The sequence below is a fragment of the Photobacterium kagoshimensis genome (assembly GCF_050337045.1).
Taxonomy (GTDB): Bacteria; Pseudomonadota; Gammaproteobacteria; order Enterobacterales; family Vibrionaceae; genus Photobacterium; species Photobacterium kagoshimensis.
Map to the genome: position 1 here is coordinate 308163 of NZ_JAKJSO010000011.1, position 24895 is coordinate 333057.

Here is a 24895-nt window from a genome sequence, read left to right on the forward strand (position 1 = left end):
GATGTGTTTCCTATTTATACTTATGTCTATATGGGTTGGAGAAAGGTTAACCTCCCCGAAGTTTGATCATCATTGTAAGCAGGCCGATTGATAAATATCATGCCTTGAGTCAAAAAAAAGGCTTCTACAAAGGGAAAGTTTAGCGCTCACTTCTAGCCGCAGGTATAATGAGCCCTATTTTTCACATTTCTTATACCTCTTGTGAAACATTAAACCAATCAAACAAAATAGGTGACGTCAGAACGATGCCAACAGAGCAGCTTACTTATTGGTTTCCACTGCTAACAGACAACAGTCCGTTTCTTTTTGCCGTTCTCGATCAAGAGCACAACTACCTTGTTGTGAATAATCGCTACTGCGAACTCAGTGGTTATACCCGTGAAGAACTCGTTGGTTGCTGCGATAAAGACATCTTAGGCCACACCTATTACCAAACGCTTCAGCCATACTACCAACGAGCCTTTAATGGTGAATCGGTAGAAGGTGAAGTGGTGCTCAACGACAATCGCCACGATACCTCGATGCACTTTAGCCTCACCCCACTGCGTGACGATGCGGGGAAGGTGCAATATATCGTGCTGCACTCTGCCGATACCTCTGAGCGCCAAGTGCTGGTGAAATCCCTTGAAGAGTTAGAGCACCAACTCAATCAGCTACATGAAAGTAGCAGCGATGGCATTTGCATGATTGAAAACAGTATCGTGCTGTCAGCCAACCAACGGGCTGCCACTATGCTGGGGTTTAGCTCTGCCAAAGATCTGTTAGGGGAAGATCTTGGCCGCATTATTTTTGATTTCCAAAGTCAGCGTGTTCTGGGCACTCAGCTCAACCATCAACCAACGAGTGAGTCTCGCCGTTGCTACATCGGCCCTGAAGCGACACAAGACACGACCTTTTTATTGTCACTGTCTGATGTCACCATGCTGGGTTCACCCGCTAAATTGGCGCTGTTGCGTACCCCGACCAACAACCGATTACCGCAAGGACAAATCGACCAATTAGTCCAAACCGATGCACTGACTGGCCTATATAACCGCCATGGTTTTACCCGTAAACTAGAACAAAATATCACCGCAAATACCCCCTTGGTGATGCTGTACCTCGATGTCGATAACTTCAAGAACATTAACGATTCACTGGGTCACCATATTGGTGATCGGGTATTGCAAGAAATCGCCCAACGGCTAAAACAACTGCTGCCTGATGATGCCATCATCGGCCACCTCGGTGGCGATGAGTTTGGTATCTTACTGCTCAACCCCGAGCACGAACGTATTGGTGATTTACTGTCACAGCAAATCATCGCGCTGGTGAGCCAGCCATTTAACCTGCATCACTTTAGTAAACACATCGCCTGCTCTATTGGCCTAGTGAACTACCCAGGTAACGGTAATGATGCGCGCATTTTGCTGCAAAATGCCGATACCGCAATGTACGAAGCCAAAAACCGTGGTCGTAACCGTTTCGTCAAGTTTGATGAAAGCATGAATAAAGAGGCGCGAATGCGTCTATGGCTTGAAATCGAACTGCAAAAAGCGCTGCAAAAAAACGGGCTAGAAGTCTGGTATCAACCGAAAGTCAACGCCAAAGACTTTTCCATCGACGGTGCCGAAGCTTTAGTACGCTGGAAACACCCTGTCGAAGGCTATATCAGCCCAGCTCAATTTATCCCAGTCGCTGAGCGTTCTGGTTTGATTGAACAGCTAGGGCGTGTGGTGATGCGTGAGGTCTTCACCACAGTGCGCGAGTGGAAAAAACAGGGGCTGTTACAAGGCCGTGTGGCGATTAATTTATCCCCCCAGCAATTTGGTAACCCAAACCTAATTTTATTTATCGATAAATTACGTAAGAGCACAGGGATCAATCCCAGTGACATTACGTTTGAGCTGACCGAAAGTGCAATGATGACAGATGGTGAGCACGCCATTCAAATGCTAAAAGCGATCAAAAAGCTGGGCTTTGCTCTCTCTATTGATGACTTTGGTACTGGCTACTCGTCACTGTCTTATTTAGCCCGTTTCCCACTTGACGAACTCAAAGTCGATCGCGCCTTTATTAAAGACATTGAAACCGTGCCCAAACAAGTGACCTTAATTGAAAACATCATTAATTTAGGTAAATCACTCAATATGAGTGTGGTGGCCGAAGGCGTCGAAACCCACCAGCAAGCAACGCTATTATCAAACCTTAACTGTGACTCGATTCAAGGTTTCCACTTTTTCCGCCCACAGCCAAAGCATGAGCTAGAAGCCGTTTTAGTGAAAAATAGCCGTCAGAGTGCATAATCCGCACCTGTATTCGCACAAAAAATTGTCCTAAATCAATAAAAACCTGCCTGAAATCAAAACTTAGGCAGGCTAAGCCCCCTAGTATTTCGCCTATCAAAATTGAAAACATATATTGAGCAACAACCATTAATACTTTGTGGGTATTTATGGTATGCCTTGATATACCTTCATTCATCAAGCACTGGTAGATAAATATAATATGGAGCTGCTTTGCCCCGCTGGTAACCTTCCAGCCTTGAAAACCGCCATCGATAATGGCGCAGATGCGGTCTACATCGGCTTTAAAGACGATACAAATGCCCGCCACTTCGCTGGTTTAAACTTTACAGGACGTAAATTAGAAAAAGCGGTTGAGTACGTGCGCGATCACGACAAGAAACTGCATGTTGCCCTTAATACCTTCGCCCACCCTGACGGCTTCAACCGTTGGACCAAAGCGGTAGATAACGCGGCAGCGATGGGCGTCGATGCGCTAATTGTGGCTGATATCGCGGTACTTGAATACGCAGCAACCCAATACCCAGATCTTGAGTTACACCTTTCAGTGCAGGCATCTGCAACCAATACCGCCGCCATTGATTTTTATAAAAATAACTTCAATGTAAAGCGTGTCGTGTTACCCCGCGTATTGTCGATCCATCAAGTTAAGCAACTCGCTCGTAATACCGATATGGATCTTGAAGTGTTTGCTTTTGGTAGCCTATGTATTATGTCTGAAGGCCGCTGCTACCTGTCGTCGTACATGACAGGTGAATCACCTAATACCGTGGGCGCGTGTTCTCCAGCAAAATACGTGCGCTGGCAAGAAACCGCAACGGGCCTAGAATCTCGCCTTAATAACATTCTGATTGATCAATACGCTGAAGGCGAAAACGCGGGCTACCCGACTCTGTGTAAAGGCCGTTTTGATGTCAATATCAGTGGTGAAAACCGTCGTTACCATGCGTTAGAAGAGCCGACCAGCTTAAACACGCTAGAGATTTTACCTGAGTTATTCAAAGCCAATATTGCTTCAGTGAAGATTGAAGGCCGTCAACGTAGCCCTGCCTACGTTGAGCAAGTAACCCGCACTTGGCGCGCGGCGATTGATCGCTATAAAGCCAACCCAGAAGGCTACAGCGTGGAACCCGCTTGGAATGCTTGCTTAGGCAATGTTTCTGAAGGCAAACAAACCACACTGGGTGCTTACCACCGTAAATGGCAATAAAGGAGCCAACGAATGAAATACTCTCTTGGCCCACTACTTTATTTTTGGCCTAAAACCGACGTTGAAGCGTTTTATCAGCAAGCTAAAGAGTCTGATAGCGACATTATTTATCTTGGCGAAAGCGTGTGCTCGAAGCGCCGTGAGATGAAGCCTGCCCATTGGTTTGACATTGCCAAAGATCTGGCTGATTCAGGCAAGCAAGTGGTGCTATCCACCATGGCATTGCTAGAAGCACCTAGTGAAGTCAACATCATGAAAAAGTATGTTGATAACGGTGATTTCATCATTGAAGCTAACGACGTGTCAGCGATTCAATTAGCGCACCAAAGTAAGGTGCCTTTTGTCGTCGGGGCGGCAGTGAACTGCTACAACGCTCAAACACTGAACCTGTTCTTGAAGCAGGGCATGGTACGTTGGTGTATGCCCGTCGAACTGTCACGTGAATGGCTACAGAATGTATTAATTGATTGTGAAAAGCTGGGCATTCGTGGTCAGTTTGAAACCGAAGTGTTCAGCTATGGCTACTTACCTTTGGCTTACTCTGCCCGTTGCTTTACCGCCCGTGCTGAAGATAAAGCCAAAGATGACTGTGAAACCTGCTGTATCAAATACCCAACCGGTATTCAGGTACACAGCCAAGAAGGCCAAAGCGTGTTTAACCTAAACGGTATTCAAACTCAATCAGGCTACTGCTATAACTTGATCAACGATTTGAAAACCATGCACGATATTGTTGATGTGGTACGTTTGAGTCCACAGGGTGTCGATACACTCGAACTCGTCACTGCATTTAAGCATAACGAGCAAGGCCAAACGCGTCACCCACTCAAAGATGGCCACCACTGTAATGGCTATTGGCATAATGTGGCGGGGTTAAATATCGAAAGTTAATCTCGATATTGCGCTCACCTCCTAGTTGGTGACGGAGTGATACGCATAAAAAAGCCGCGAACTTAAAATTCGCGGCTTTTTTTGATCGATGAGATCACTGTGTTTATTTATTCGTTTGTGCCTGCAATGCAGCTTGTTGCTGCGCTTGGTATTGTGATAGCACACGACCCGTTTCTAACAACGCAAAGCGATGTTCGACAAATTCGTAGACGTTACCTGCTAAAGTTAGCTTGTATAGCATCAGCGCCGCAGAATAGTTCTCTTCTTGCTGGTAGCGTTTAGCCAGGTAGAAGTACCCTTCGGTTAAACGTTCAGCCAGTTGATCGTTACTTTCACTGCCGTTAGCGATCTCTTTCAGATAATCACTTTCGCTGATATCACCTAAGTACATACGCACCATCAGCCAACCCCAGTCTTGCTTATCACTAGCATCGTAGCGCAATCTTAGCTTCTCTAACGCTTGCTCTGGCGTGCGCTCTACATCGACTAAGTACAGCCAAATAACACGATAAGGATCGTTAACATTTTGCTGATAATGCACAAGCAAATCTTCATGCGCCAGATCTAAACGACCACCGTAATAGAGTGCAATACCACGATTACGCTGAGCAAACGGGTGTTGGAAGTTAAGCTCTAACGTTGAGTCGAAGGCTTCATAGGCCGCATCAAAATGGGCACCTTGAGTGAAATAAACGCCTAAAATGTTAAACACATCAGGTTGGTTCGGACGCATCGCCAACGACTGATTAAAGTCTAGCCGAGCTAAATCACGTAAACCTAAACTGTCGTTCAGTAAGCCGCGCTCATAAAACATCTGCGCCAGCGTATCGTTATCTAAATCATCACGCTTCATCAATTGATCGATGCGTGCTAATTGAATTTGCTGTTGAATTGTCGGCTGCAAGGGAATAGCCATCGGGGGATGTGTCCACATCGTTTTTGTCGATGTTGCACAACCCGTTAGCATCATTACGGCTGCAAGACATGCTAGCTTTAACCTGTTAGCAATCAATACCATTCTCCCTGAGATAGATGAGGTGACTGAATACAATAGCCTGAAAACAATAACCTAAAAACAAGGGACGTCTCGGCAGTCGTTGTGGTGCCTATAGCAACCACCTATTCATAATCTACATTAGCTAAGCAGCTGATCTTAATTAAGTTGACCGTTATTACAATAGCCTAAATGCGCTTTTCACGACAGATATAACGCCAAGATAAACCAGTCCACCAAGTATAATACGGATTTGAGTCAGTACGACTCAATCAAAATGTCATAAATGACACGCAATAAAAAAGGGGCTAATTAGCCCCTTTTGTCACATGATTCAGACTTAGCCTTGTGGCTGTTCGTCTTGTGCAGGAGCCGCTGGTGCTTCTACTGCTTCTTTCATGCTTAGACGGATACGGCCTTGGCGGTCGATTTCAAGTACTTTCACTTGAACTTCTTGACCCATTTCAAGGTGATCTGTCACTTTCTCTACACGCTCTTGAGCGATTTGAGAAATGTGTACTAGACCTTCTTTCGCGCCAATGACTGATACGAATGCACCGAAATCTACGATACGCATTACTTTACCAGTGTAGATGCGACCAACTTCAACGTCTGCTGTGATTTCTTCGATGCGACGAATCGCTTCTTTCGCAGCTGTACCTTCAGTTGCAGCAATCTTGATTGTGCCGTCGTCTTCGATCTCGATCGTAGTACCAGTTTCTTCAGTAAGTGCACGGATAACTGCACCACCTTTACCGATAACGTCTTTGATCTTATCTGAGTTGATCTTCATTGTGTGAATGCGTGGAGCAAACTCAGAAATATCGTCACGGTGAGAACCAATTGCTTCATCCATTACGCTAAGGATGTGCTTACGTGCACCTTTAGCTTGGTTAAGCGCAATTTGCATGATCTCTTTGGTGATACCTTCGATCTTGATGTCCATTTGAAGTGCAGTGATACCGTCGTCAGTACCTGCTACTTTAAAGTCCATGTCGCCAAGGTGATCTTCGTCGCCTAGGATGTCAGAAAGAACAACGAAATCGTCGCCTTCTTTCACAAGACCCATTGCGATACCCGCAACAGATGCTTTGATTGGCACACCAGCATCCATAAGTGCTAGAGAAGTACCACATACAGAAGCCATTGAAGATGAACCGTTAGATTCAGTGATTTCCGATACAACACGTACTGTGTATGGGAATTCATCAACAGAAGGCATTACTGCAGCGATACCACGCTTAGCCAGTTTACCGTGACCAATTTCACGACGCTTAGGCGAACCAACAAAACCCGTTTCACCTACACAGTATGGAGGGAAGTTGTAGTGTAGAAGGAAGTGATCTTTCTTCTCACCCATTAGGCTATCGATGATTTGTGCATCACGTTGTGTACCAAGCGTTGCAGTAACAAGCGCCTGAGTTTCACCACGTGTAAATAGTGAAGAACCGTGAGTACGTGGAAGTACACCAGTGCGTACGTCTAGCGCACGAACCATGTCTTTTTCACGACCATCGATACGTGGGTTACCCGCGATGATGCGGCTACGTACAACGTTCTTCTCTAGAGAACCAAGCATGTCGCGGATTTCGCGCTCATCTAGTGCTTCGTTTTCTGCTAGTAGTGATTCAACTACGTCAGATTTGATTGCGCCAACTTGCTCGTAACGCGCCATCTTTTCTGTGATTTGGTAAGCCGTCGCTAGACGTGCTTCAGCTTTATCAGCAACCAGTGCTTTAAGCTCAGTGTTAACTACAGGTGCAGTCCAATCCCATGCTGGAGTCGCAACTTCTGCTGCGAACTCTTTGATAGCATTGATAACTGTTTGTTGTTGGTCGTGACCAAATACAACAGCTTGTAGCATTTGTTCTTCAGATAGACGGTCAGCTTCTGACTCAACCATCAATACTGCGCCTTCAGTACCAGCAACTACTAGGTCTAGACGGCTTTCTTCTAGTTCAGTGTTGCTTGGGTTTAGTACGAACTGGTCATTAACATAACCAACACGTGCTGCACCGATAGGGCCGTTGAACGGAATACCAGAGATAGCTAGTGCCGCAGACGTACCGATCATAGTCACGATATCTGGGTTAACGTCTGGATTGATAGAAACAACCGTAGCAATTACTTGTACTTCGTTTTTGAAATCATCTGGGAATAGCGGACGAATTGGACGGTCAATCAGGCGAGCTGTTAGTGTTTCGCCTTCTGATGGACGGCCTTCACGCTTGAAGAAACCACCAGGGATTTTACCTGCAGCGTAAGTACGCTCTTGGTAGTTAACAGTTAGTGGGAAGAAGTCTTGACCTTCAACCGCTGTTTTCTTACCAACTACAGATACGAATACAGAAGTATCATCCATGCTAACCATTACAGCAGCAGTAGCTTGACGTGCAATTACACCAGTTTCGATAGTAACCGTGTGGTTACCGTACTGGAAAGTCTTTACGATAGGATTCACGTGAATTTCCTTAATTTATTCCGCTTTCTATTTTCGTCGGTAAGTATATCCGACATAAATAAAAGCGTCATGTGATGAAACCCACTTTACGATAATTTCACGTATCGCGACTAATGACAGTTCTCTTTAACCTGGATGCTCAGGCCTTGCTGCCATGCATCGAAAAGAGCTGTTATTAGCCGCGACCTAATGGTCGACGAAAACGACCGTGTTATTACTGTAAAGCTTGGGGTGTTTGCTTCTTATGCCGTGTCACTTAAACACACTAAGAAAGAACCAAATGTAAGACAACAAGTCAGCGCTTTCGTTGCAATTGAGGAAGTGATAAACAAAGAAACATAAAAAGAAAGGAGCCAATAGGCTCCTTTCTGATAAGCAATCTTAGCGACGTAGGCCTAGACGCTTGATTAGGTCTTGGTAACGATCTAGGTTTTTACCTTTTAGGTAATCTAGAAGTTTACGACGACGAGAAACCATACGTAGTAGACCGCGACGGCTGTGGTGATCGTGTTTGTGATCAGCAAAGTGGCCTTGCAGGTGGTTGATTTGCGCTGTTAGAAGAGCAACTTGAACCTCTGGAGAACCAGTGTCGTTTTCACATTGTGCGTATTCAGCAACGATTGCTGCTTTAGTTTCTGCATTCAGAGACATAACTTTATCCTAATACATTAAATTTAAAATTTGTGCAGCCAATCTCTGATTCAGCCGCACCCAAGCCGCGAATTATACGTGGCACTTTTACCGACTACAAGCAAAAAGAGCGACTACCTAAGTAATCGCTCTTTTATCTATCTTCAAGGGTCAACAACAGGGCTTATTCTGCTTGTTGATTGGCCATAACACGCTTTGGCGCGAGCATGCCGTCAGCATCGATAATACCGACACCAATGAATTCACGCGCTTCAGCCACAGTAATACGAACAATCGTACCTTCTGCTGGTACTGGGCCGGCTTGTACTGGATTACCGTTAAGAATATATACCGCCGATGCTGGGGTAATGTTTACTTCAGGTAAGTCCTGTACTGCGGTATCCGTTGGCAGAAGCAAAGGATCAAGTAAATCACCAGGGGCGATATCTTGTTCTTTTGCCTGATCAAGCAAGGCTTGCAGTTGCTCAAGCGTCACAACACGTTCCATCGGATACTTAGCAACACCCGTACGGCGAAGGTAAGTCACGTGCGCACCACAGCCAAGCATTTCGCCAAGGTCATCGACAATCGTGCGAATGTAAGTGCCCTTGGAAACGTGCAATTCCATCTCAACTTCATTGTCGCTAAAGCGCAGCAAGTCCACTGAGTAAACAGTGATTTTGCGTGACTCGCGCGGTACTTCAATACCTTCACGCGCATACTCGTAGAGTTTACGGCCTTGGTATTTCAGTGCTGAATACATCGATGGTATTTGATCGGTTGTACCGCGGAACTTAGCAATACAGCGCTCAAGTTGACCACGATCGACCTTTACTTCGCGCGTCTGAACTACTTCACCATCAGAGTCTGAGGTATCGGTACGCTCACCGAGCTTAGCAATCACACGATAGCGTTTGTCAGAATCCAATAGGAACTGAGAAAACTTGGTCGCTTCACCAAAGCAAATTGGCAGCATGCCTGTTGCTAGTGGATCAAGCGCCCCGGTGTGACCCGCTTTTTGCGCAAAGAAGATACGCTTTACTTTTTGCAGCGTGTCATTGGAAGAAATACCCGTTGGCTTGTCGAGTAAAATAACTCCATCAATAGGACGACCTTTACGACGACGTGCCATAGATTATTCCTCGCCCTTTTCTGCGCTGTTTTCTGAACCTGTTTCTTCGTCTACGTGACGATCTTCATCATCGCGTACTGCTTGCGATACAAGGTTAGAAATACGCATACCTTCCGTTAGCGATTGGTCGTAGATGAACGTCAATTCTGGCGTTACACGTAGACGGATCTGCTTACCAAGTAGCGAACGAATATACGGTGCCATTTCACGTAGTACTTCTAGGCTGCCTTCTGGTGTTTGCTCACCAATCGTCAGGAAAGTAACGTAAATTTTTGCATAACCCATGTCACGTGAAACGTCCACGCTTGAAATGGTTGTCATACCAATACGTGGGTCTTTAAGCTCACGTTGCAGGATAACCGCCAGCTCTTTTTGCAGCTGTTGCGCTACACGCTGGGTACGGCTGAACTCTTTTGCCATTTTGCTATCTCTCGCTAAAAGAGGACTCTTCTATGAAGAATGCTCTGTTGAAAGAATGGGGAGCCGAAGCTCCCCATTGGAATGTTTTTAAAAATCAACAACCTGATTATTAGTCAAGGGTACGTTGAATTTCAACAATCTCGAATACTTCGATTTGGTCACCAACGCGAACATCGTTGTAGTTCTTAACGCCGATACCACACTCGTAGCCGTTCTTAACTTCGTTAACGTCATCTTTGAAACGACGAAGTGATTCTAGCTCACCTTCGTAGATTACAACGTTATCACGTAGAACGCGGATAGGGTTGTTACGCTTAATTGTACCTTCAGTAACCATAGAACCCGCGATTGCGCCGATCTTAGGTGACTTAAATACATCGCGAACTTCAGCAAGACCGATGATTTCCTGACGGAATTCAGGAGCAAGCATACCGCCCATCGCTGCTTTAACTTCGTCAATCAATTGGTAAATGATTGAGTAGTAACGTAGGTCTAGGTTTTCGTTCTCGATCATACGGCGCGCTGGAACATCAGCACGTACGTTGAAACCAAGGATGATAGCGTTAGATGCTGCTGCAAGTACTGCATCAGTTTCTGTGATACCACCAACACCAGAACCAACAACGTTCACTTTAACTTCATCTGTAGACAGTTTAAGAAGTGAATCAGCGATTGCTTCGATAGAACCTTGTACGTCAGCTTTCAGTACTACGTTCAGTTCAGCAACATCGCCCGCAGTCATGTTAGAGAACATGTTCTCTAGCTTAGCTTTCTGTTGACGTGCTAGTTTAACATCACGGAATTTACCTTGACGGTAAAGTGCAACTTCACGTGCTTTACGCTCATCACGTACAACAGTCGCTTCGTCACCCGATGCTGGAACGCCTGAAAGACCTAGGATCTCAACTGGGATCGAAGGACCCGCAGATTCGATGTCTTTACCTAGTTCATCACGCATAGCACGAACACGGCCGTGCTCTAGACCACAAAGAACGATATCGCCCTTACGTAGCGTACCTGATTGAACAAGTACAGTTGCAACTGGACCACGGCCTTTATCTAGGCGTGATTCAACAACAACACCGCTCGCCATGCCTTCTTCAACTGCTTTCAGTTCAAGAATTTCAGACTGAAGCAAGATTGCTTCTAGAAGACCATCAATGTTAGTACCTTGTTTCGCAGAGATGTGAACAAACATGTTCTCACCGCCCCACTCTTCAGGGATAACATCGTACTGTGCCAGCTCGTTCTTCACGTTGTCTGGGTTAGCATCTTCTTTATCGATCTTGTTCACAGCAACAATCAGAGGTACACCAGCCGCTTTTGCGTGCTGAATCGCTTCGATTGTTTGTGGCATTACACCATCGTCTGCAGCAACAACAAGTACAACGATATCTGTCGCTTGAGCACCACGAGCACGCATTGCGGTAAACGCGGCGTGTCCAGGAGTATCAAGGAAAGTGATCATACCGTTGCCAGTTTCTACGTGGTATGCACCGATGTGCTGTGTAATACCACCAGCTTCGCCAGAAGCTACGTGCGCTTTACGGATGTAATCTAGTGTTGATGTTTTACCGTGGTCAACGTGACCCATGATAGTAACAACAGGTGCACGAGAAACTGCTTCAGCCGTATCTTCACGATCTGACATTAGCGCTTCTTCAAGCTCATTCTCTTTACGAATGATAACTTTGTGACCCATTTCTTCAGCAACTAGTTGTGCTGTTTCTTGGTCGATAACTTGGTTAATCGTAACCATAGCGCCCATTTTCATCATCGCTTTGATGATTTCGGTCGCTTTCACTGACATTTTGTTAGCCAGTTCAGATACTACGATTGTTTCGCCAATCACTACGTCAGATTTAGCAACAGTTGCTGACTTATCAAAGCCTTGTTGCATTGACGTAGGTGCATTAACTTGTGGTTTGTTGTTGCGACCACCACGACCACCGCGTTGGTTACGACCACCGCGACCTTTGTTACGGTCATCAGATTTTGCAGCTGGTTTCTTCTTCTTACGACGACCGCCTTCTTCTTTACGGTCAGCTTCATCTTCTGCAGCGCGAGCGTGAGTAGATGTTGTCACGTGGTAATCAGATTTTTCCATGTTTGCTGTTGCCTGATCAGTGTTTGACCAGTTTTTTTCGTTTTGTTCTGCCATCTTGCGTGCCTCTTCTAGCTGACGCTGACTCTCTTCTTCGGCTTTACGCTTGGCTTCCTCTTCCCGGCGACGTTGTAGCGCCTCAGCTTCTTTCTTAGCCTGTTCATCAGCGGCGGCGCGTTTTGCCTTTTCTTCGGCTTTGCGCTTAATTTCAGCTTCACTTTCAACCGTACCCTTGGTTTCTTGTGTCGCTTTTTGGTCTGCCTCACGCTTCGCCTTTTCTTCAGCTAAACGCTTCTCTTCAGCGTCACGTTTCGCTTTTTCTTCAGCGTCACGTTTCGCTTGCTCTTCTGCCTCGCGTTGGGCTTGTTCTTGCGCTTGACGCTGTGCTGCTTCTTCCGCTTCGCGGTTAGCTGCTTCATCAGCGGTACGCTGCTCTTCTTCAAGAGCAGAACGTTTTACAAAGGTGCGCTTTTTGCGCACCTCAACCTGAACATTTTTGTTCTTACCACCCGTACCAGACACACTAAGTGTGCTACGAGTCTTGCGTTGCAAAGTTAAGCGAGTTGGAGCAGCATCATCACCACTTCCGCCGTGTTCCTTTTTCAGGTGCGAAAGTAGATCCTGTTTTTCGTTTTGATTAACACTATCTTCAGCTTTCTTGCTGATACCAGCGTCGGCAAACTGTTGAAGCAGTCGATCGATTGGTGTACCAATCTCCTCGGCTAATGCTTTAACTGTAACCTCTGACATGTTGCGCCTCCCTTGCTAGTAAGTTTTAAGCTTCGTCGCTGAACCAGCAGATGTTACGAGCAGCCATGATCAGCGCACCCGCACTTACTTCGTCCAGTCCTTCGATATCAAGCAAATCGTCTGTACCTTGGTCCGCTAGGTCTTCCAGTGTCACGACACCTTTCGCCGCTAGTTTGAACGCCATCTCACGCTCAAGACCCTCTAAGCCAAGTAGATCTTCTGCTGGCTCAACACCATCTAAAGATTCTTCTTGCGCAAGAGCAAGTGTTGTAAGTGCTTCTTTCGCACGACCACGTAGAGCTTCAACTGTTTCTTCGTCTAGGCCGTCAACATCAAGTAGTTCACTTACTGGTACGTAAGCAATCTCTTCTAGCGTTGTGAAACCTTCTTCAACAAGAACGGTTGCAAAGTCAGCGTCGATATCAAGGTGCTTAGTGAAAGCTTCAATTGACTCTTGTGCTTCTTCTTGGTGTTTCTTCTGTAGATCAGCAACAGTCATTACGTTTAGTTCCCAACCAGTCAGTTGAGATGCTAGACGTACGTTTTGACCGCTACGACCAATCGCTTGAGCTAGGTTATCCTGCTCAACCGCAATGTCCATAGTGTGGTTGTCTTCATCTACGATGATAGAGCTAACTTCTGCAGGTGCCATTGCATTGATAACGTATTGTGCAGGGTTTTCATCCCACAGTACGATATCGATACGCTCACCGCCTAGTTCGCTAGAGACAGCTTGAACACGTGCGCCACGCATACCAACACAAGCACCCACTGGGTCAATACGCTTGTCGTTAGTTTTAACCGCGATTTTTGCGCGAGAACCTGGATCGCGTGCTGCGCCCATTAGTTCAATCACTTCTTCAGCGATTTCCGGCACTTCAATGCGGAATAGTTCAGATAGCATCTCTGACTTAGAGCGCGTCATGAACAGTTGGAAACCACGCGCTTCTGGGCGTACTGCGTACAGTAGTGCACGAACACGGTCACCAGAGCGAAAATTTTCACGAGGAAGTTGATCTTCACGTTGGATAACAGCTTCTGCGTTGTTACCAAGGTCAACGATCACTGCATCACGGTTAACTTTCTTAACAACACCAGTAATCAGTTCGCCTTCGTTATCTACGAATTGCTCAACGATTTGTGCGCGCTCAGCTTCACGTACTTTTTGTACGATAACTTGCTTCGCTGTTTGGGTCGTAATACGGTCAAACGTTACAGATTCGATTTCGTCTTCAACGTAATCATCTAGCTGAATGGTTTCATCGTCAAACTGTGCCGCTTCTAAAGTGATCTCAAGCGTAGGTTGAGTCACTTCTTCTACTGCTTTCCAGCGACGGAACGTTTCGAATTCACCGGTTTTACGGTCGATTTCTACACGAACTTCGATTTCAGCTTCATGCTTTTTCTTTGTTGCTGTCGCTAGTGCGATTTCAAGCGCTTCAAAGATACGCTCACGAGGAACAGCTTTTTCGTTGGATACCGCTTCTACGACAGCCAAGATTTCTTTGTTCATTTCTAATGCCCCAATTTAGCGGTTAGAATTTTGGAACCAGGTTGGCCTTGGAAATATTGCTTAGTGCAAACGTTTCATCATTACCGTCTACTTTAAGAGTGACTAATTCACCCTCAACAGAAATGATGTCACCTTTCCACTTACGACGGTTACCCATCGCCATCTTCAATACCAGGCTGACCTCGTGGCCAATAAATTGTTGGTAATGTGCAACTTTAAAAAGCGGCCTTTCCATACCAGGGGAAGACACTTCTAAGTTGTAAGCGATAGTAATTGGATCTTCTACGTCCATTACTGCGCTGATCTGACGGCTAACTTCCGCACAGTCCTCTACAAAAATGCCGTTTTCATGGTCTATGAATACACGCAATGTAGAATGCTCGCCAGCTCGAATAAACTCCAAGCCAACAAGCTCATAACCCAAAGCAACAACTGGTGCTTCAAGCAATTCGGTTAATTGCATCTCTAAAGCTGTCAAAACAACCCCCTGGAAACAAAAAAAGGGCATAAAGCCCAGTAAATACCTGAATGGTCATGTTTCAGATAATAAAAAACCCCGAATACGGGGTTTTTTATTACTGGACCCTGATATCACAGCGCTGCTGTGATAGAAAAACAACCTTTCGTAAGAATAGTTGATTTTCGGAAAAGTGGTTGCGGGAGCTGGATTTGAACCAACGACCTTCGGGTTATGAGCCCGACGAGCTACCATGCTGCTCCATCCCGCGTCCGAATCTGAGGGCGATTATACGCGTCAGATGTTACTATTTCAAGTAACCAGAATAATGGTGCCGAGAAGGGGACTTGAACCCCTACACCTTGCGGCACTAGCACCTCATGCTAGCGTGTCTACCAATTTCACCATCTCGGCTAAATCTTTATTACTGAGGAATGTCGCTGTTTACAGGTGCATTCTCAGTTTTTTCTACAACTTGTTCAGTTGCAGGCGCGCTTAGGTCTTCCCAGCCGCTTTTTTCTGCAGATTGTTTTGCGCTTAGGTTACCAAGAACAAGACTAATAACGAAAAATATCGTTGCACAAACTGCTGTCATTCGAGTTAAAAAGTTTCCAGAGCCACCAGCGCCGAACAATGTTCCAGAAGCACCGGCCCCGAATGAGGCTCCCATATCTGCGCCTTTACCTTGTTGAACCAAAACTAGGCCAATAACACCAAGTGCAGCCAACAGATAAATCACAAGTAGAATTTCGTACATGGGTTCCACCTATGGTCCATATGGTTAAACTAGCCTTGCAAAGCAACACCAGCAGTCACCCTCAACAAGGGAGCGGAGAGATACTAGCGAATGCAGCTAAGACTGACAAGTAAAAAATGATGATTTCCCACGATTATGCATCACTTGCACAACAAATAAGCAAAAGTGAGATTCACAGCTTAACGCTTTATTTGATGTTTCTGCAAACAGCCACTCTGTTTACAGAAACACCCTCAGTTAACTTGCTAGCAGTTAACAGTTTTCTTCCACAGCACGCGCGATTTCTAATGCAGAGGCTTGTACTAATTCCGCATTTTCACCTTCGACCATAACGCGAATTAAAGGCTCTGTGCCAGATTTACGTAATAAAACACGGCCAGCCTCACCCAATTTAGCTTCCACCGCTTTGGTTGCAGCAATAACAGCGTCAGATTCTAGTGGGTTAGATTCACCTTTAAAACGAACATTCTCCAGTACTTGTGGGAACATCGTCATACCATCAGACAGCTCTTTAAGCGACATCTTGCTACCGACGATAGAAGACATAACCTGCAGACCCGCTACAATGCCATCACCCGTGGTCACTTTATCAAGAAGAATAACGTGACCTGAGTTTTCAGCACCGATCAGCCAATCGTGCTTTTGCAGCTCTTCCATCACGTAGCGGTCACCCACATTGGCGCGAACAAAAGGAATACCTAGGTTTTTAAGCGCGACTTCCATCCCTAGGTTCGTCATTAGCGTACCCACTACACCACCTTTTAGTTCGCCACGGCGTAGCGCATCACGGGCAATGATATAAGCAATTTGGTCACCATCAACTTTATTGCCTTCTTCATCGACCATGATCACACGGTCGCCATCACCATCTAATGCAATACCAAAGTCTGCTTTTTCTTCTAACACTTTAGCTTGCAGTGCACGAATATCCGTTGCACCCACTTCATGGTTAATGTTGGTACCGTTTGGTTCGCAACCTAAAGTAACCACTTCTGCGCCAAGTTCTTTAAACACAGCAGGAGCGATGTGGTAGGTAGCACCGTGTGCACAATCCACGACAATCTTGTAGTTAGACAAATCATACTTAGATGGGAAAGTCCCTTTACAGAATTCGATATAGCGACCCGCAGCGTCATCAATTCGGTATGCTTTACCAAGCTGCGCTGATTCAACGCAAGTAAGCGGCTTATCTAATTCAGCTTCAATCGCTAATTCAATAGCATCTGGCAGTTTAGTACCCTGCGCAGAGAAGAACTTAATGCCGTTATCATAGTATGGGTTGTGCGAGGCAGAAATCACGATACCTGCTTCCGCACGGAAAGTACGCGTTAAGTAAGCAACCGCAGGCGTTGGCATTGGGCCAGTAAACGCCGCTTGTAGGCCTGCAGCGGCTAAACCAGCTTCCAGTGCAGATTCCAACATGTAGCCAGAAATACGGGTATCTTTACCAATAAGGACTTTTTTCGTGCCTTGTTGTGATAATACGCGACCTGCCGCCCAACCGAGTTTTAATACGAACTCAGGTGTAATTGCGCCTTCGCCAACAAGACCACGGATCCCATCGGTACCAAAATACTTACGTTCAGCCATTTTTCGCTCCTAGCGTTGATTCATCTGCATTTTTGTCATTTGGCACACTTTAAGCACATCAACAGTTTCTTCTACGTCGTGTACTCGAATAATTTGTGCACCTTTCATTGCGGCAATAGCGGCACATGCCAAGCTACCAGCAACGCATTCTGCAGGTTTTTTATCTAATAATTTGAAAACCATCGATTTACGCGACATGCCAACAAGCAGAGGTAAACCGAATTGGTGAAATTGTTCTAAATGTGCAAGCAACTGATAATTATGCTCAATTGTCTTGCCAAAACCATACCCAGGGTCAAGCAATAGCTGATTTTTCGCAATACCAGCTTGTTCGCACGCCTGAATACGTTCTGCTAGAAAACGACTGACATCTGTCATTAGGTTTTCGTAGCTTGGTTGGTGCTGCATTGTACGTGGTTGCCCTTGCATATGCATTAAGCACACAGGGACATTTGCCGCGGCAGCCGCAGCAAGCGCGCCGGGCTCTTGCAATGCACGAACATCATTAATGAGATCAGCCCCAGCATTGACCGCCGCTGTCATCACTTGCGCCTTGCTAGTATCAATCGAGATCCAGCAATCAAACCGCTCACGAATCGCTTCAATCACTGGCACGACACGATCAAGCTCTTCAGCCAGCGAGACATCCGCCGCACCAGGGCGGGTTGATTCACCACCAATATCAATAATACTGACACCAGCTGCGAGCATGTTTTCAACATGGCGCATCGCATGATCAAATTGATTAAAGCGGCCACCATCAGAAAAAGAATCTGGGGTGACATTTAAGATCCCCATCGCATGGGAAAAAGACAAATCAAGGCACTTGTCTTTGCTTGTCAAAATCATGGGCTATCTTCCATTTCTACCAGGCTGAAAAGTCGGTATCCAGATAAACAAAAACCCCGAACTTGTCGGGGTTTTTACGATCAACTCTCAAGGTTATGCTTGAGGCTTATCATCTTCGTTAGTTTTTTGTGCTGGTTCATCCGCTACACCTGAAGTGTTGTCATCAGCTTTTGCTTCTGACTGATCTTCAGCTTTTGCTGATTCAGCTTTTGGCGCTTCATCTGATGCTTTTAAGGTATCGTCAGTATCACCCCAGCCTTTTGGCGCTCGGATAACGGCTTTACGATCCATCAAGTCATCAATTTGGCCTGCATCAATCGTTTCATACTTCATCAGTGCATCTTTCATTGCATGCATGATATCCATATTTTGCGACAGAATTTCGCGCGCTCGCTCGTAGTTACGGTCGATAACGGCACGTACTTCACTGTCGATTGCGCGTGCGGTATCGTCAGACATATGCTTAGTCTGCGTTACAGAGCGACCAAGGAATACTTCACCTTCATCTTCTGCATACAGAATAGGACCCATTTTGTCTGAGAAGCCCCACTGAGTAACCATCTTACGTGCGATATCAGTTGCACGTTCAATATCGTTTGATGCACCTGTCGACACTTTATCAACACCGTAGATTAGCTCTTCTGCTAAACGGCCGCCGTAAAGGCTTGAAAGCATAGATTCTAGGAACTCACGCGAGTGGCTCACACGATCTTGCTCTGGCAAGTACATGGTTACACCCAATGCACGTCCACGTGGAATAATCGACACTTTGTACACTGGATCGTGATCCGGTACTAAGCGACCAATAATCGCGTGACCCGCTTCATGGTATGCTGTTGATTCTTTCTGTTCTTCTGACATCACCATAGATTTACGCTCTGCGCCCATCATGATTTTGTCTTTCGCCAGTTCAAATTCAACCATAGACACAGTGCGCTTGTTACCGCGAGCTGCAAACAATGCCGCTTCGTTAACAAGGTTAGCAAGGTCAGCACCAGAGAAACCTGGTGTACCACGTGCAATCAGTGCAGGCTCGACATCATTATCTAACGGTACTTTACGCATGTGAACTTTAAGGATCTGTTCACGACCGCGTACGTCTGGTAGACCAACCACTACTTGACGGTCAAAACGACCAGGACGAAGTAGTGCAGGGTCAAGTACGTCTGGGCGGTTTGTTGCCGCGATAACGATGATACCTTCGTTACCTTCAAAACCATCCATTTCAACCAGCATTTGGTTTAGGGTTTGTTCACGTTCATCGTGACCACCACCTACACCTGCGCCACGTTGGCGACCAACTGCATCGATTTCATCGATGAAGATAATACAAGGTGCTGCTTTCTTCGCTTGTTCAAACATGTCGCGAACACGGGATGCACCCACACCAACGAACATTTCAACAAAGTCAGAACCAGAGATTGTAAAGAAAGGTACTTTAGCTTCACCCGCAATGGCTTTCGCTAATAACGTTTTACCTGTACCAGGAGGACCAACCATCAAAACACCCGTTGGAATTTTACCGCCCAATTTTTGGAAGCGGCTAGGATCACGTAAGTAATCCACCAACTCTTTCACGTCTTCTTTCGCTTCGTCACAACCAGCAACGTCAGCAAACGTGGTTTTGATTTGGTCTTCACTCATCATGCGCGCTTTTGATTTACCGAACGACATGGCACCTTTGCCACCGCCGCCCTGCATCTGACGCATAAAGAATATCCAAACACCAATAAGTAGAAGCATTGGGAACCATGAGATGAAGATTGAAGCCAGTAGGCTTGGCTCTTCAGGTGGTGTACCCATTACTTTAACATTTGCGTTAATAAGGTCGTCTAACAGCTTCTGATCTTGATATACAGGCAGGTATGTAAGGTATCGGGTGTTATCACGTTTGAAAACAGTGATTTCACGATCATTGAATCGCACTTCCCTAATCTGATCCTGACCGATTTCACGGACAAAGGTTGTATAGTCGACTTGACGGCCTGCATTATCCCCTGGACCGAAACTCTGAAAAACAGACATCAGTACAACTGCGATAACTAGCCACAAAATCAAGTTTTTTGCCATGTCACTCAAGGTGTTAACCTCGCGATAACTAATAGATGAATGTAGACTACTACAGTTTTTAACCTGTAGCTACTATGTAGACTTCATGCGAGCGATCTCGCGATGAGTCAGGTTTCCGAATTTTGACCACTTTGAACATGCTACGAATTTCAGCTAAATATTGGTCGAAGCCTTCACCTTGGAAAACTTTTACCGCAAAACAGCTATTCGGCGCAAGTACCTGTCGACACATATCTAATGCTAGTTCAACAAGATACATAGCTCTAGGCTTATCTGATGCTAAGTGTCACTCATATTGGGTGCCATATCAGACATCACTACATCAACCATATCAGGTTGAATGTATTCTAACAGTGCATCAAGTACCGATTCTTCACGAAAATCACCCTATAAGAAACTCACACTAAGCAGTGAATCCATTGGTAAGGTGTCACAAGCAATCACTTGCCCGCTATCACCAACAATTTCAGCCGCATACTGTAACAACCACTAGGTGCCGCGCAAAAAACGACAACTGTCATGCCCTGTTTCAGCCGTTTATCTTTGTTTTGAATTTCTTCTATTGAAGATTACACGGGAGCGATAGCCTTTCTTTTATGCTTCCTGAACATATTTATCATCAAAATGTTCTTTCCGCCAACGTCTGGAGCTACCAGATTATTTTTTTCTACTCATGATTTAGCTAATGAGTTTGGCTACTTATTAAGTATACATTGCGATTTAACCACGATGCACACTAAACAAATTAGTCTTCTCGACTAGATGGCGTTAGAATACCTCGTTTTCAACCCTAGTAATAAAAAATAGAGTCGTCATGAATCTAAGCACCAAACAAAAGCAATTCCTAAAAGGCCTTGCTCACAACCTAAAACCAGTTGTACTTATGGGTGCAAACGGCTTAACTGAAGCCGTACTGGCAGAGATCGAACTTGCACTTGACCATCACGAATTAATTAAAGTGAAGGTTGCAACTGAAGATCGCGAAACTAAAGTATTGATCGTAGATGCAATTGTTCGTGAAACTAAAGCAGAAAAAGTTCAAGTAATTGGTAAAACGCTTGTTCTTTACCGCCAAAGCGAAGCGCGCAAAATCGAGCTTCCACGCAAATAAAAAAGGCCGCCGATGCGGCCTTTTTTGTCTTTTAGCAAAACGAAAAAGTTACATTCTCTAACACATTAATAGCACACGCCAATTCAAAATCGGCGATTAAATGTACTCTACCTTTTCGATTTCAAATTCTTTTTGGCCGCCAGGTGTAGAAATAACCACTTCATCACCTTCTTCTTTGCCAATTAAACCACGCGCAATTGGCGAGTTCACAGAAATGCGGCCCGCTTTAATGTTCGCTTCATCATCACCAACAATTTGGTAAGTCACTTCATCTTCAGTTTCAACATCAATCAAATGAACGGTTGTACCGAAAATCACTTTACCCGTGTTGGTCATTTTGGTCACATCAATCACCTGTGCCACAGACAACTTGTATTCGATATCGCGGATCTGCGCTTCACAGATACCCTGCTCTTCACGAGCGGCATGATATTCTGCGTTTTCTTTAAGGTCACCCAGTTCACGGGCCTCACCAATCGCTTGCGAAATAATCGGGCGACGCTTCATTAATACATCCAGTTCTTCACGCAGCTTTTTTTCGCCGCTAACTGTCATTGGTACTTTATCCATTTCAACTTCCTCATGTCTTCATGCCGCGCATTTCAGACAAATAAAAGCCACTCAGTAACGACCTGAGTGTCATTAATTCACAAAAGATTGTTGTCTATTTTAAACAAATATCATCGATAGGTCACCTATTGCTGTATCTAGATGCTTTTGTTCTCATATCAAATAATCAATCGCCACATATCTGATTAAACAACAAAATAATGCTGGAATGGTCACATTTTGAGTCACAAGAAAACGAAAATAACCACAACACCTTTACGTTATTTTTCTAAAACATACTAAAAAATACATTTTTGACTGAACTTCCAGTATAGCAACTAAGTTATTGTTTAGTAATGACTAATCATGATAGCACGTCAAACCACTCTTCACTAAAAACATTTTTTTTAGCTTTTTTTACTAACGCTAGCTCCCTATAACCAGTAAAAAGAACGCCATGCATTTACATATTGAAGTGCATCAAATAAAAAAATATTTTAAAAGGATTCAGCAATGAACAAGAACCTGATTGCTCTAGCAGTAGCAGCAGCGACTCTTTCTGGTGCAGCACAAGCGGCAGAAGTATACTCAGACGAAACTTCAAGCCTAGCAATTGGCGGTCGTATCGAAGCACGTGCAGCGCTTAAAGATAGCGTAGTAACTGATAAAACACGTACACGTGTAAACATCGGCGCTAAATCAGACATCACTGATTCTGTATACGGTCTTGGTTTCTTTGAGCGTGAATTCAAAGGTAACAAAGGTGATGACGAAAACCGTAAGCTTTACGCTGGTATTGGTTCTGACTACGGTCAAGTAGTGTACGGTAAAATCGACGGTACACTAGGCATGATCACTGACTTCACTGATATCATGGCTTTCCACGGTAACGGTGCTGGTGAGAAAATCGAAGCGGCTGACCGCGCGTCTAACAGCCTTGCGTACACAGGTTCTTTCGACAACCTAGTAGTTAAAGCTAACTACCGTTTTAAAGACGCTAAAGAAGGCGAGAAGAAAAACGACGGTTACGCGCTAGGTGCTACTTACGCACTAGACATGGGTCTACGTTTCGGTGCAGGCTACGCACAACAAGAAACTGGCTCAGAAAAAACTGATAAAGCTAACAAGCAAGCTTTCGCTGCGGTTTCTTACGAAATCAGTGATTTCTACTTCGCAGGTCTTTACCAAGATGCTCGTCAAGGTTCTAACAAAGCACGTGGCTACGAAGTTGCGGCTAAGTACACACTAGACAAGCTAGTATTCTCTGGTACTTTCAACTACCTAAAACCACGTAACGTTGATAATGCAGAAGCAGCTGTGAACGCATACGCTGTTGACGCAACTTACTTCTTCACTAACAACTTCCGTACTTACGCGTCTTACAAGCTAGACCGTGCTAAGACTGAAGTTAATGGTAAGAAAGAGCGTAACAAAGACGAAATCGTATTCGGTGCACGTTACGACTTCTAATCCCGTTTGGATTAAAAGCGCAATATGCTGATAAACGCAGACTTCGGTCTGCGTTTTTTTGTTTTATTAACCATTACTCTGACATTCTGGTAAATAATTCAGCTATGATGCAATAAATGCTTTCACTTCAAGCCTGTATCATGACTCTCTCTCTGCTTTCAAAACGCACTTTATGCCTACTGCTTGCTGCGACTTTCTCTCACCAAGTCATAGCGACAACAGATAACTCTTTGCACGCGGACATCACTCAAGCGCTCGCTCTCTTACCGTCGGGCAATAGCAGCAGCGTGATTGTGGCGCAGCATGGCGTACCGCCACAAAAAAGCCCGACGATAATGTGGCAACAAAATCCGCAGCAACTTCGCTCGCCAGCCAGCACCCAAAAATTATTAACTGCATTAGCGGCCAAACTCTATCTCCCCTCAGATTTTAGCTTCAATACCGATATAGAATTAGGACCGAAAGATGGTAAGCAAGATCTCATCATTCGCTTTAGCGGCGATCCTTTGTTTAGTCGAAAAGATCTCACGGCTTTGCTGAGAAAAGTGAAACTGCAGGGCATTACTCGCATAGAGGGTAATATTTACCTTGATGGCAGTATTTTTAATGGCTACGAGCGTGCTGTCGGCTGGCCGTGGGACATTTTAGGGGTTTGCTACAGTGCGCCATCTAGTAGCATCAGCCTTGAACATAACTGTGTGCAAGGTGCTATTTATAGCAATAATCATGAAGGGCAACTAACTCGAGTAAATGTACCTTCTCACCAGCCTATTACCGTCACAACTCAGGCTCACGTTGTTTCTAAAGCACAGCAAAAAGCGCAATTTTGCGATTTAGAGCTTTATGCTCAACCCGATAACCGCTATCAATTAAATGGCTGTCTATTACAACGCGAAAAGCCGTTGCCTCTTAATTTTGCGGTCCAAGATACTAAAGCCTTCACCCAGCAGGTGTTGTTAGCTGAACTCAAACGTTTAGGCATTCGGTTCACGGGGGAGATCAAGCATAGTGACAACCATCATGGCCAACGCATCGCTCGCCATCAATCCGCGCCATTGCCTGAACTGTTAGCCATCATGCTCAAAGATTCCGACAACCTTATTGCCGATAATCTGACAAAAACACTGGGGCATTACTACTTCCAGCAACCCGGTAATTTCGCCAACGGCACTGCTGCGATTAAAGCGATTTTAAACGATGAAGCAGGGATCGATCTTAACAATGCCGTCTTAGTCGATGGCTCTGGCCTATCGCGTAATAACCGCTTAACCGCGGAACAACTGCTCGATGTCATGAATTACTTGATTGCGCACGATCAACAACTCGGCCTTTTAGCGGCCCTACCCGTTGCCAATAAAAGTGGTACCTTGCGCTACCGCCCCAGCTTACGAAAACTGCCATTGGCTGGTAATTTAACGGCAAAAAGTGGCTCACTATACGGGGCTTACAATCTTGCAGGCGTGCTTAAAACAGCATCCGGCCAGTCACTGATCGTGATCCAGCTGATCAATAACTATCACCCGATTAAACCATTGGACGATAAGCCGATTACCCCCGCTATTACTCGGTTTGAAAAAGCCTTCTATGAGACCTTGTACTATGCAGACACCAACACACTTGCTGTAAAACCGCAGAACACGCAGTAAAGAAAA

General features: G+C 45.3%; 19 protein-coding genes, 2 tRNA genes and 1 pseudogene. 6 read left to right on the forward strand and 16 right to left on the reverse strand.

Features of this window, described 5'->3' with window-relative positions; all coding sequences use genetic code 11:
* The first annotated feature begins 245 nt into the window (after window positions 1-245).
* From L4C35_RS09120 to L4C35_RS09130, 3 genes are all read left to right on the forward strand, one after another.
* The gene (locus L4C35_RS09120; RefSeq protein WP_428462628.1) at window positions 246-2285 is read left to right on the forward strand and encodes a sensor domain-containing protein; all 2040 of its coding nucleotides are present in this window, start codon (window positions 246-248) and stop codon (window positions 2283-2285) included.
* A gap of 202 nt (window positions 2286-2487) precedes the next feature.
* Window positions 2488-3495, forward strand: coding sequence for a ubiquinone anaerobic biosynthesis protein UbiU (ubiU, locus tag L4C35_RS09125; RefSeq protein ID WP_428462587.1), 1008 nt, complete (start codon window positions 2488-2490; stop codon window positions 3493-3495).
* A gap of 12 nt (window positions 3496-3507) precedes the next feature.
* Window positions 3508-4386, forward strand: a complete 879-nt coding sequence (locus L4C35_RS09130; protein WP_428462588.1) for a U32 family peptidase — start codon at window positions 3508-3510, stop codon at window positions 4384-4386.
* Between the two features lie 103 nt (window positions 4387-4489).
* Here L4C35_RS09130 and nlpI read toward each other — a convergent pair whose 3' ends face one another.
* From nlpI to rlmE, 15 genes and pseudogenes are all read right to left on the reverse strand, one after another.
* The gene (gene nlpI, locus L4C35_RS09135) at window positions 4490-5398 is read right to left on the reverse strand and encodes a lipoprotein NlpI (protein ID WP_428462589.1); all 909 of its coding nucleotides are present in this window, start codon (window positions 5396-5398) and stop codon (window positions 4490-4492) included.
* A 322-nt stretch (window positions 5399-5720) separates the two neighbouring features.
* Window positions 5721-7841, reverse strand: coding sequence for a polyribonucleotide nucleotidyltransferase (pnp, locus tag L4C35_RS09140; protein WP_428462590.1), 2121 nt, complete (start codon window positions 7839-7841; stop codon window positions 5721-5723).
* A 381-nt stretch (window positions 7842-8222) separates the two neighbouring features.
* On the reverse strand, window positions 8223-8492 hold the full coding sequence (gene rpsO / locus L4C35_RS09145; protein WP_048898018.1) for a 30S ribosomal protein S15: 270 nt from the start codon (window positions 8490-8492) through the stop codon (window positions 8223-8225).
* A 163-nt stretch (window positions 8493-8655) separates the two neighbouring features.
* On the reverse strand, window positions 8656-9603 hold the full coding sequence (truB, locus tag L4C35_RS09150; RefSeq protein WP_428462591.1) for a tRNA pseudouridine(55) synthase TruB: 948 nt from the start codon (window positions 9601-9603) through the stop codon (window positions 8656-8658).
* Window positions 9604-9606: 3 nt separating this feature from the next.
* The gene (gene rbfA, locus L4C35_RS09155; protein WP_428462592.1) at window positions 9607-10023 is read right to left on the reverse strand and encodes a 30S ribosome-binding factor RbfA; all 417 of its coding nucleotides are present in this window, start codon (window positions 10021-10023) and stop codon (window positions 9607-9609) included.
* A gap of 109 nt (window positions 10024-10132) precedes the next feature.
* Window positions 10133-12877 (reverse strand): translation initiation factor IF-2, encoded by a 2745-nt coding sequence (gene infB, locus L4C35_RS09160; protein WP_428462593.1) that lies wholly within the window; start codon window positions 12875-12877, stop codon window positions 10133-10135.
* A gap of 25 nt (window positions 12878-12902) precedes the next feature.
* Complete coding sequence (gene nusA / locus L4C35_RS09165; protein ID WP_428462594.1) at window positions 12903-14390, reverse strand: transcription termination factor NusA; 1488 nt, start codon at window positions 14388-14390, stop codon at window positions 12903-12905.
* 22 nt (window positions 14391-14412) lie between these two features.
* Window positions 14413-14868 carry a ribosome maturation factor RimP gene (rimP, locus tag L4C35_RS09170; RefSeq protein WP_428462595.1) on the reverse strand — a complete coding sequence of 152 codons (456 nt, stop codon included), beginning with the start codon at window positions 14866-14868 and terminating at the stop codon, window positions 14413-14415.
* 173 nt (window positions 14869-15041) lie between these two features.
* Window positions 15042-15118, reverse strand: a tRNA-Met gene (locus L4C35_RS09175).
* 58 nt (window positions 15119-15176) lie between these two features.
* Window positions 15177-15261, reverse strand: a tRNA-Leu gene (locus tag L4C35_RS09180).
* A gap of 10 nt (window positions 15262-15271) precedes the next feature.
* Complete coding sequence (secG, locus tag L4C35_RS09185; RefSeq protein WP_428462596.1) at window positions 15272-15604, reverse strand: preprotein translocase subunit SecG; 333 nt, start codon at window positions 15602-15604, stop codon at window positions 15272-15274.
* Between the two features lie 252 nt (window positions 15605-15856).
* Complete coding sequence (gene glmM, locus L4C35_RS09190) at window positions 15857-17194, reverse strand: phosphoglucosamine mutase (RefSeq protein ID WP_428462597.1); 1338 nt, start codon at window positions 17192-17194, stop codon at window positions 15857-15859.
* A 9-nt stretch (window positions 17195-17203) separates the two neighbouring features.
* Window positions 17204-18043 (reverse strand): dihydropteroate synthase, encoded by an 840-nt coding sequence (gene folP / locus L4C35_RS09195; protein ID WP_428462598.1) that lies wholly within the window; start codon window positions 18041-18043, stop codon window positions 17204-17206.
* Between the two features lie 93 nt (window positions 18044-18136).
* Window positions 18137-20113 (reverse strand): ATP-dependent zinc metalloprotease FtsH, encoded by a 1977-nt coding sequence (gene ftsH / locus L4C35_RS09200; RefSeq protein WP_428462629.1) that lies wholly within the window; start codon window positions 20111-20113, stop codon window positions 18137-18139.
* A gap of 58 nt (window positions 20114-20171) precedes the next feature.
* Window positions 20172-20788, reverse strand: a pseudogene (gene rlmE / locus L4C35_RS09205) (23S rRNA (uridine(2552)-2'-O)-methyltransferase RlmE).
* Window positions 20789-20927: 139 nt separating this feature from the next.
* Between rlmE and yhbY the strand changes: the two are divergent.
* Window positions 20928-21224, forward strand: a complete 297-nt coding sequence (yhbY, locus tag L4C35_RS09210) for a ribosome assembly RNA-binding protein YhbY (RefSeq protein WP_048898011.1) — start codon at window positions 20928-20930, stop codon at window positions 21222-21224.
* A 96-nt stretch (window positions 21225-21320) separates the two neighbouring features.
* On the opposite strand, the gene greA is transcribed toward yhbY, so the two are convergent.
* Window positions 21321-21794, reverse strand: coding sequence for a transcription elongation factor GreA (greA, locus tag L4C35_RS09215; protein WP_428462599.1), 474 nt, complete (start codon window positions 21792-21794; stop codon window positions 21321-21323).
* Window positions 21795-22286: 492 nt separating this feature from the next.
* Here greA and L4C35_RS09220 point away from each other — a divergent pair, with 492 nt between their 5' ends.
* Window positions 22287-23243 (forward strand): porin, encoded by a 957-nt coding sequence (locus L4C35_RS09220; RefSeq protein ID WP_428462600.1) that lies wholly within the window; start codon window positions 22287-22289, stop codon window positions 23241-23243.
* Window positions 23244-23383: 140 nt separating this feature from the next.
* A complete protein-coding gene (dacB, locus tag L4C35_RS09225; RefSeq protein WP_428462601.1) occupies window positions 23384-24889 on the forward strand; it encodes a serine-type D-Ala-D-Ala carboxypeptidase in 1506 nt (501 codons plus the stop codon).
* The last annotated feature ends 6 nt before the right edge of the window (window positions 24890-24895 follow it).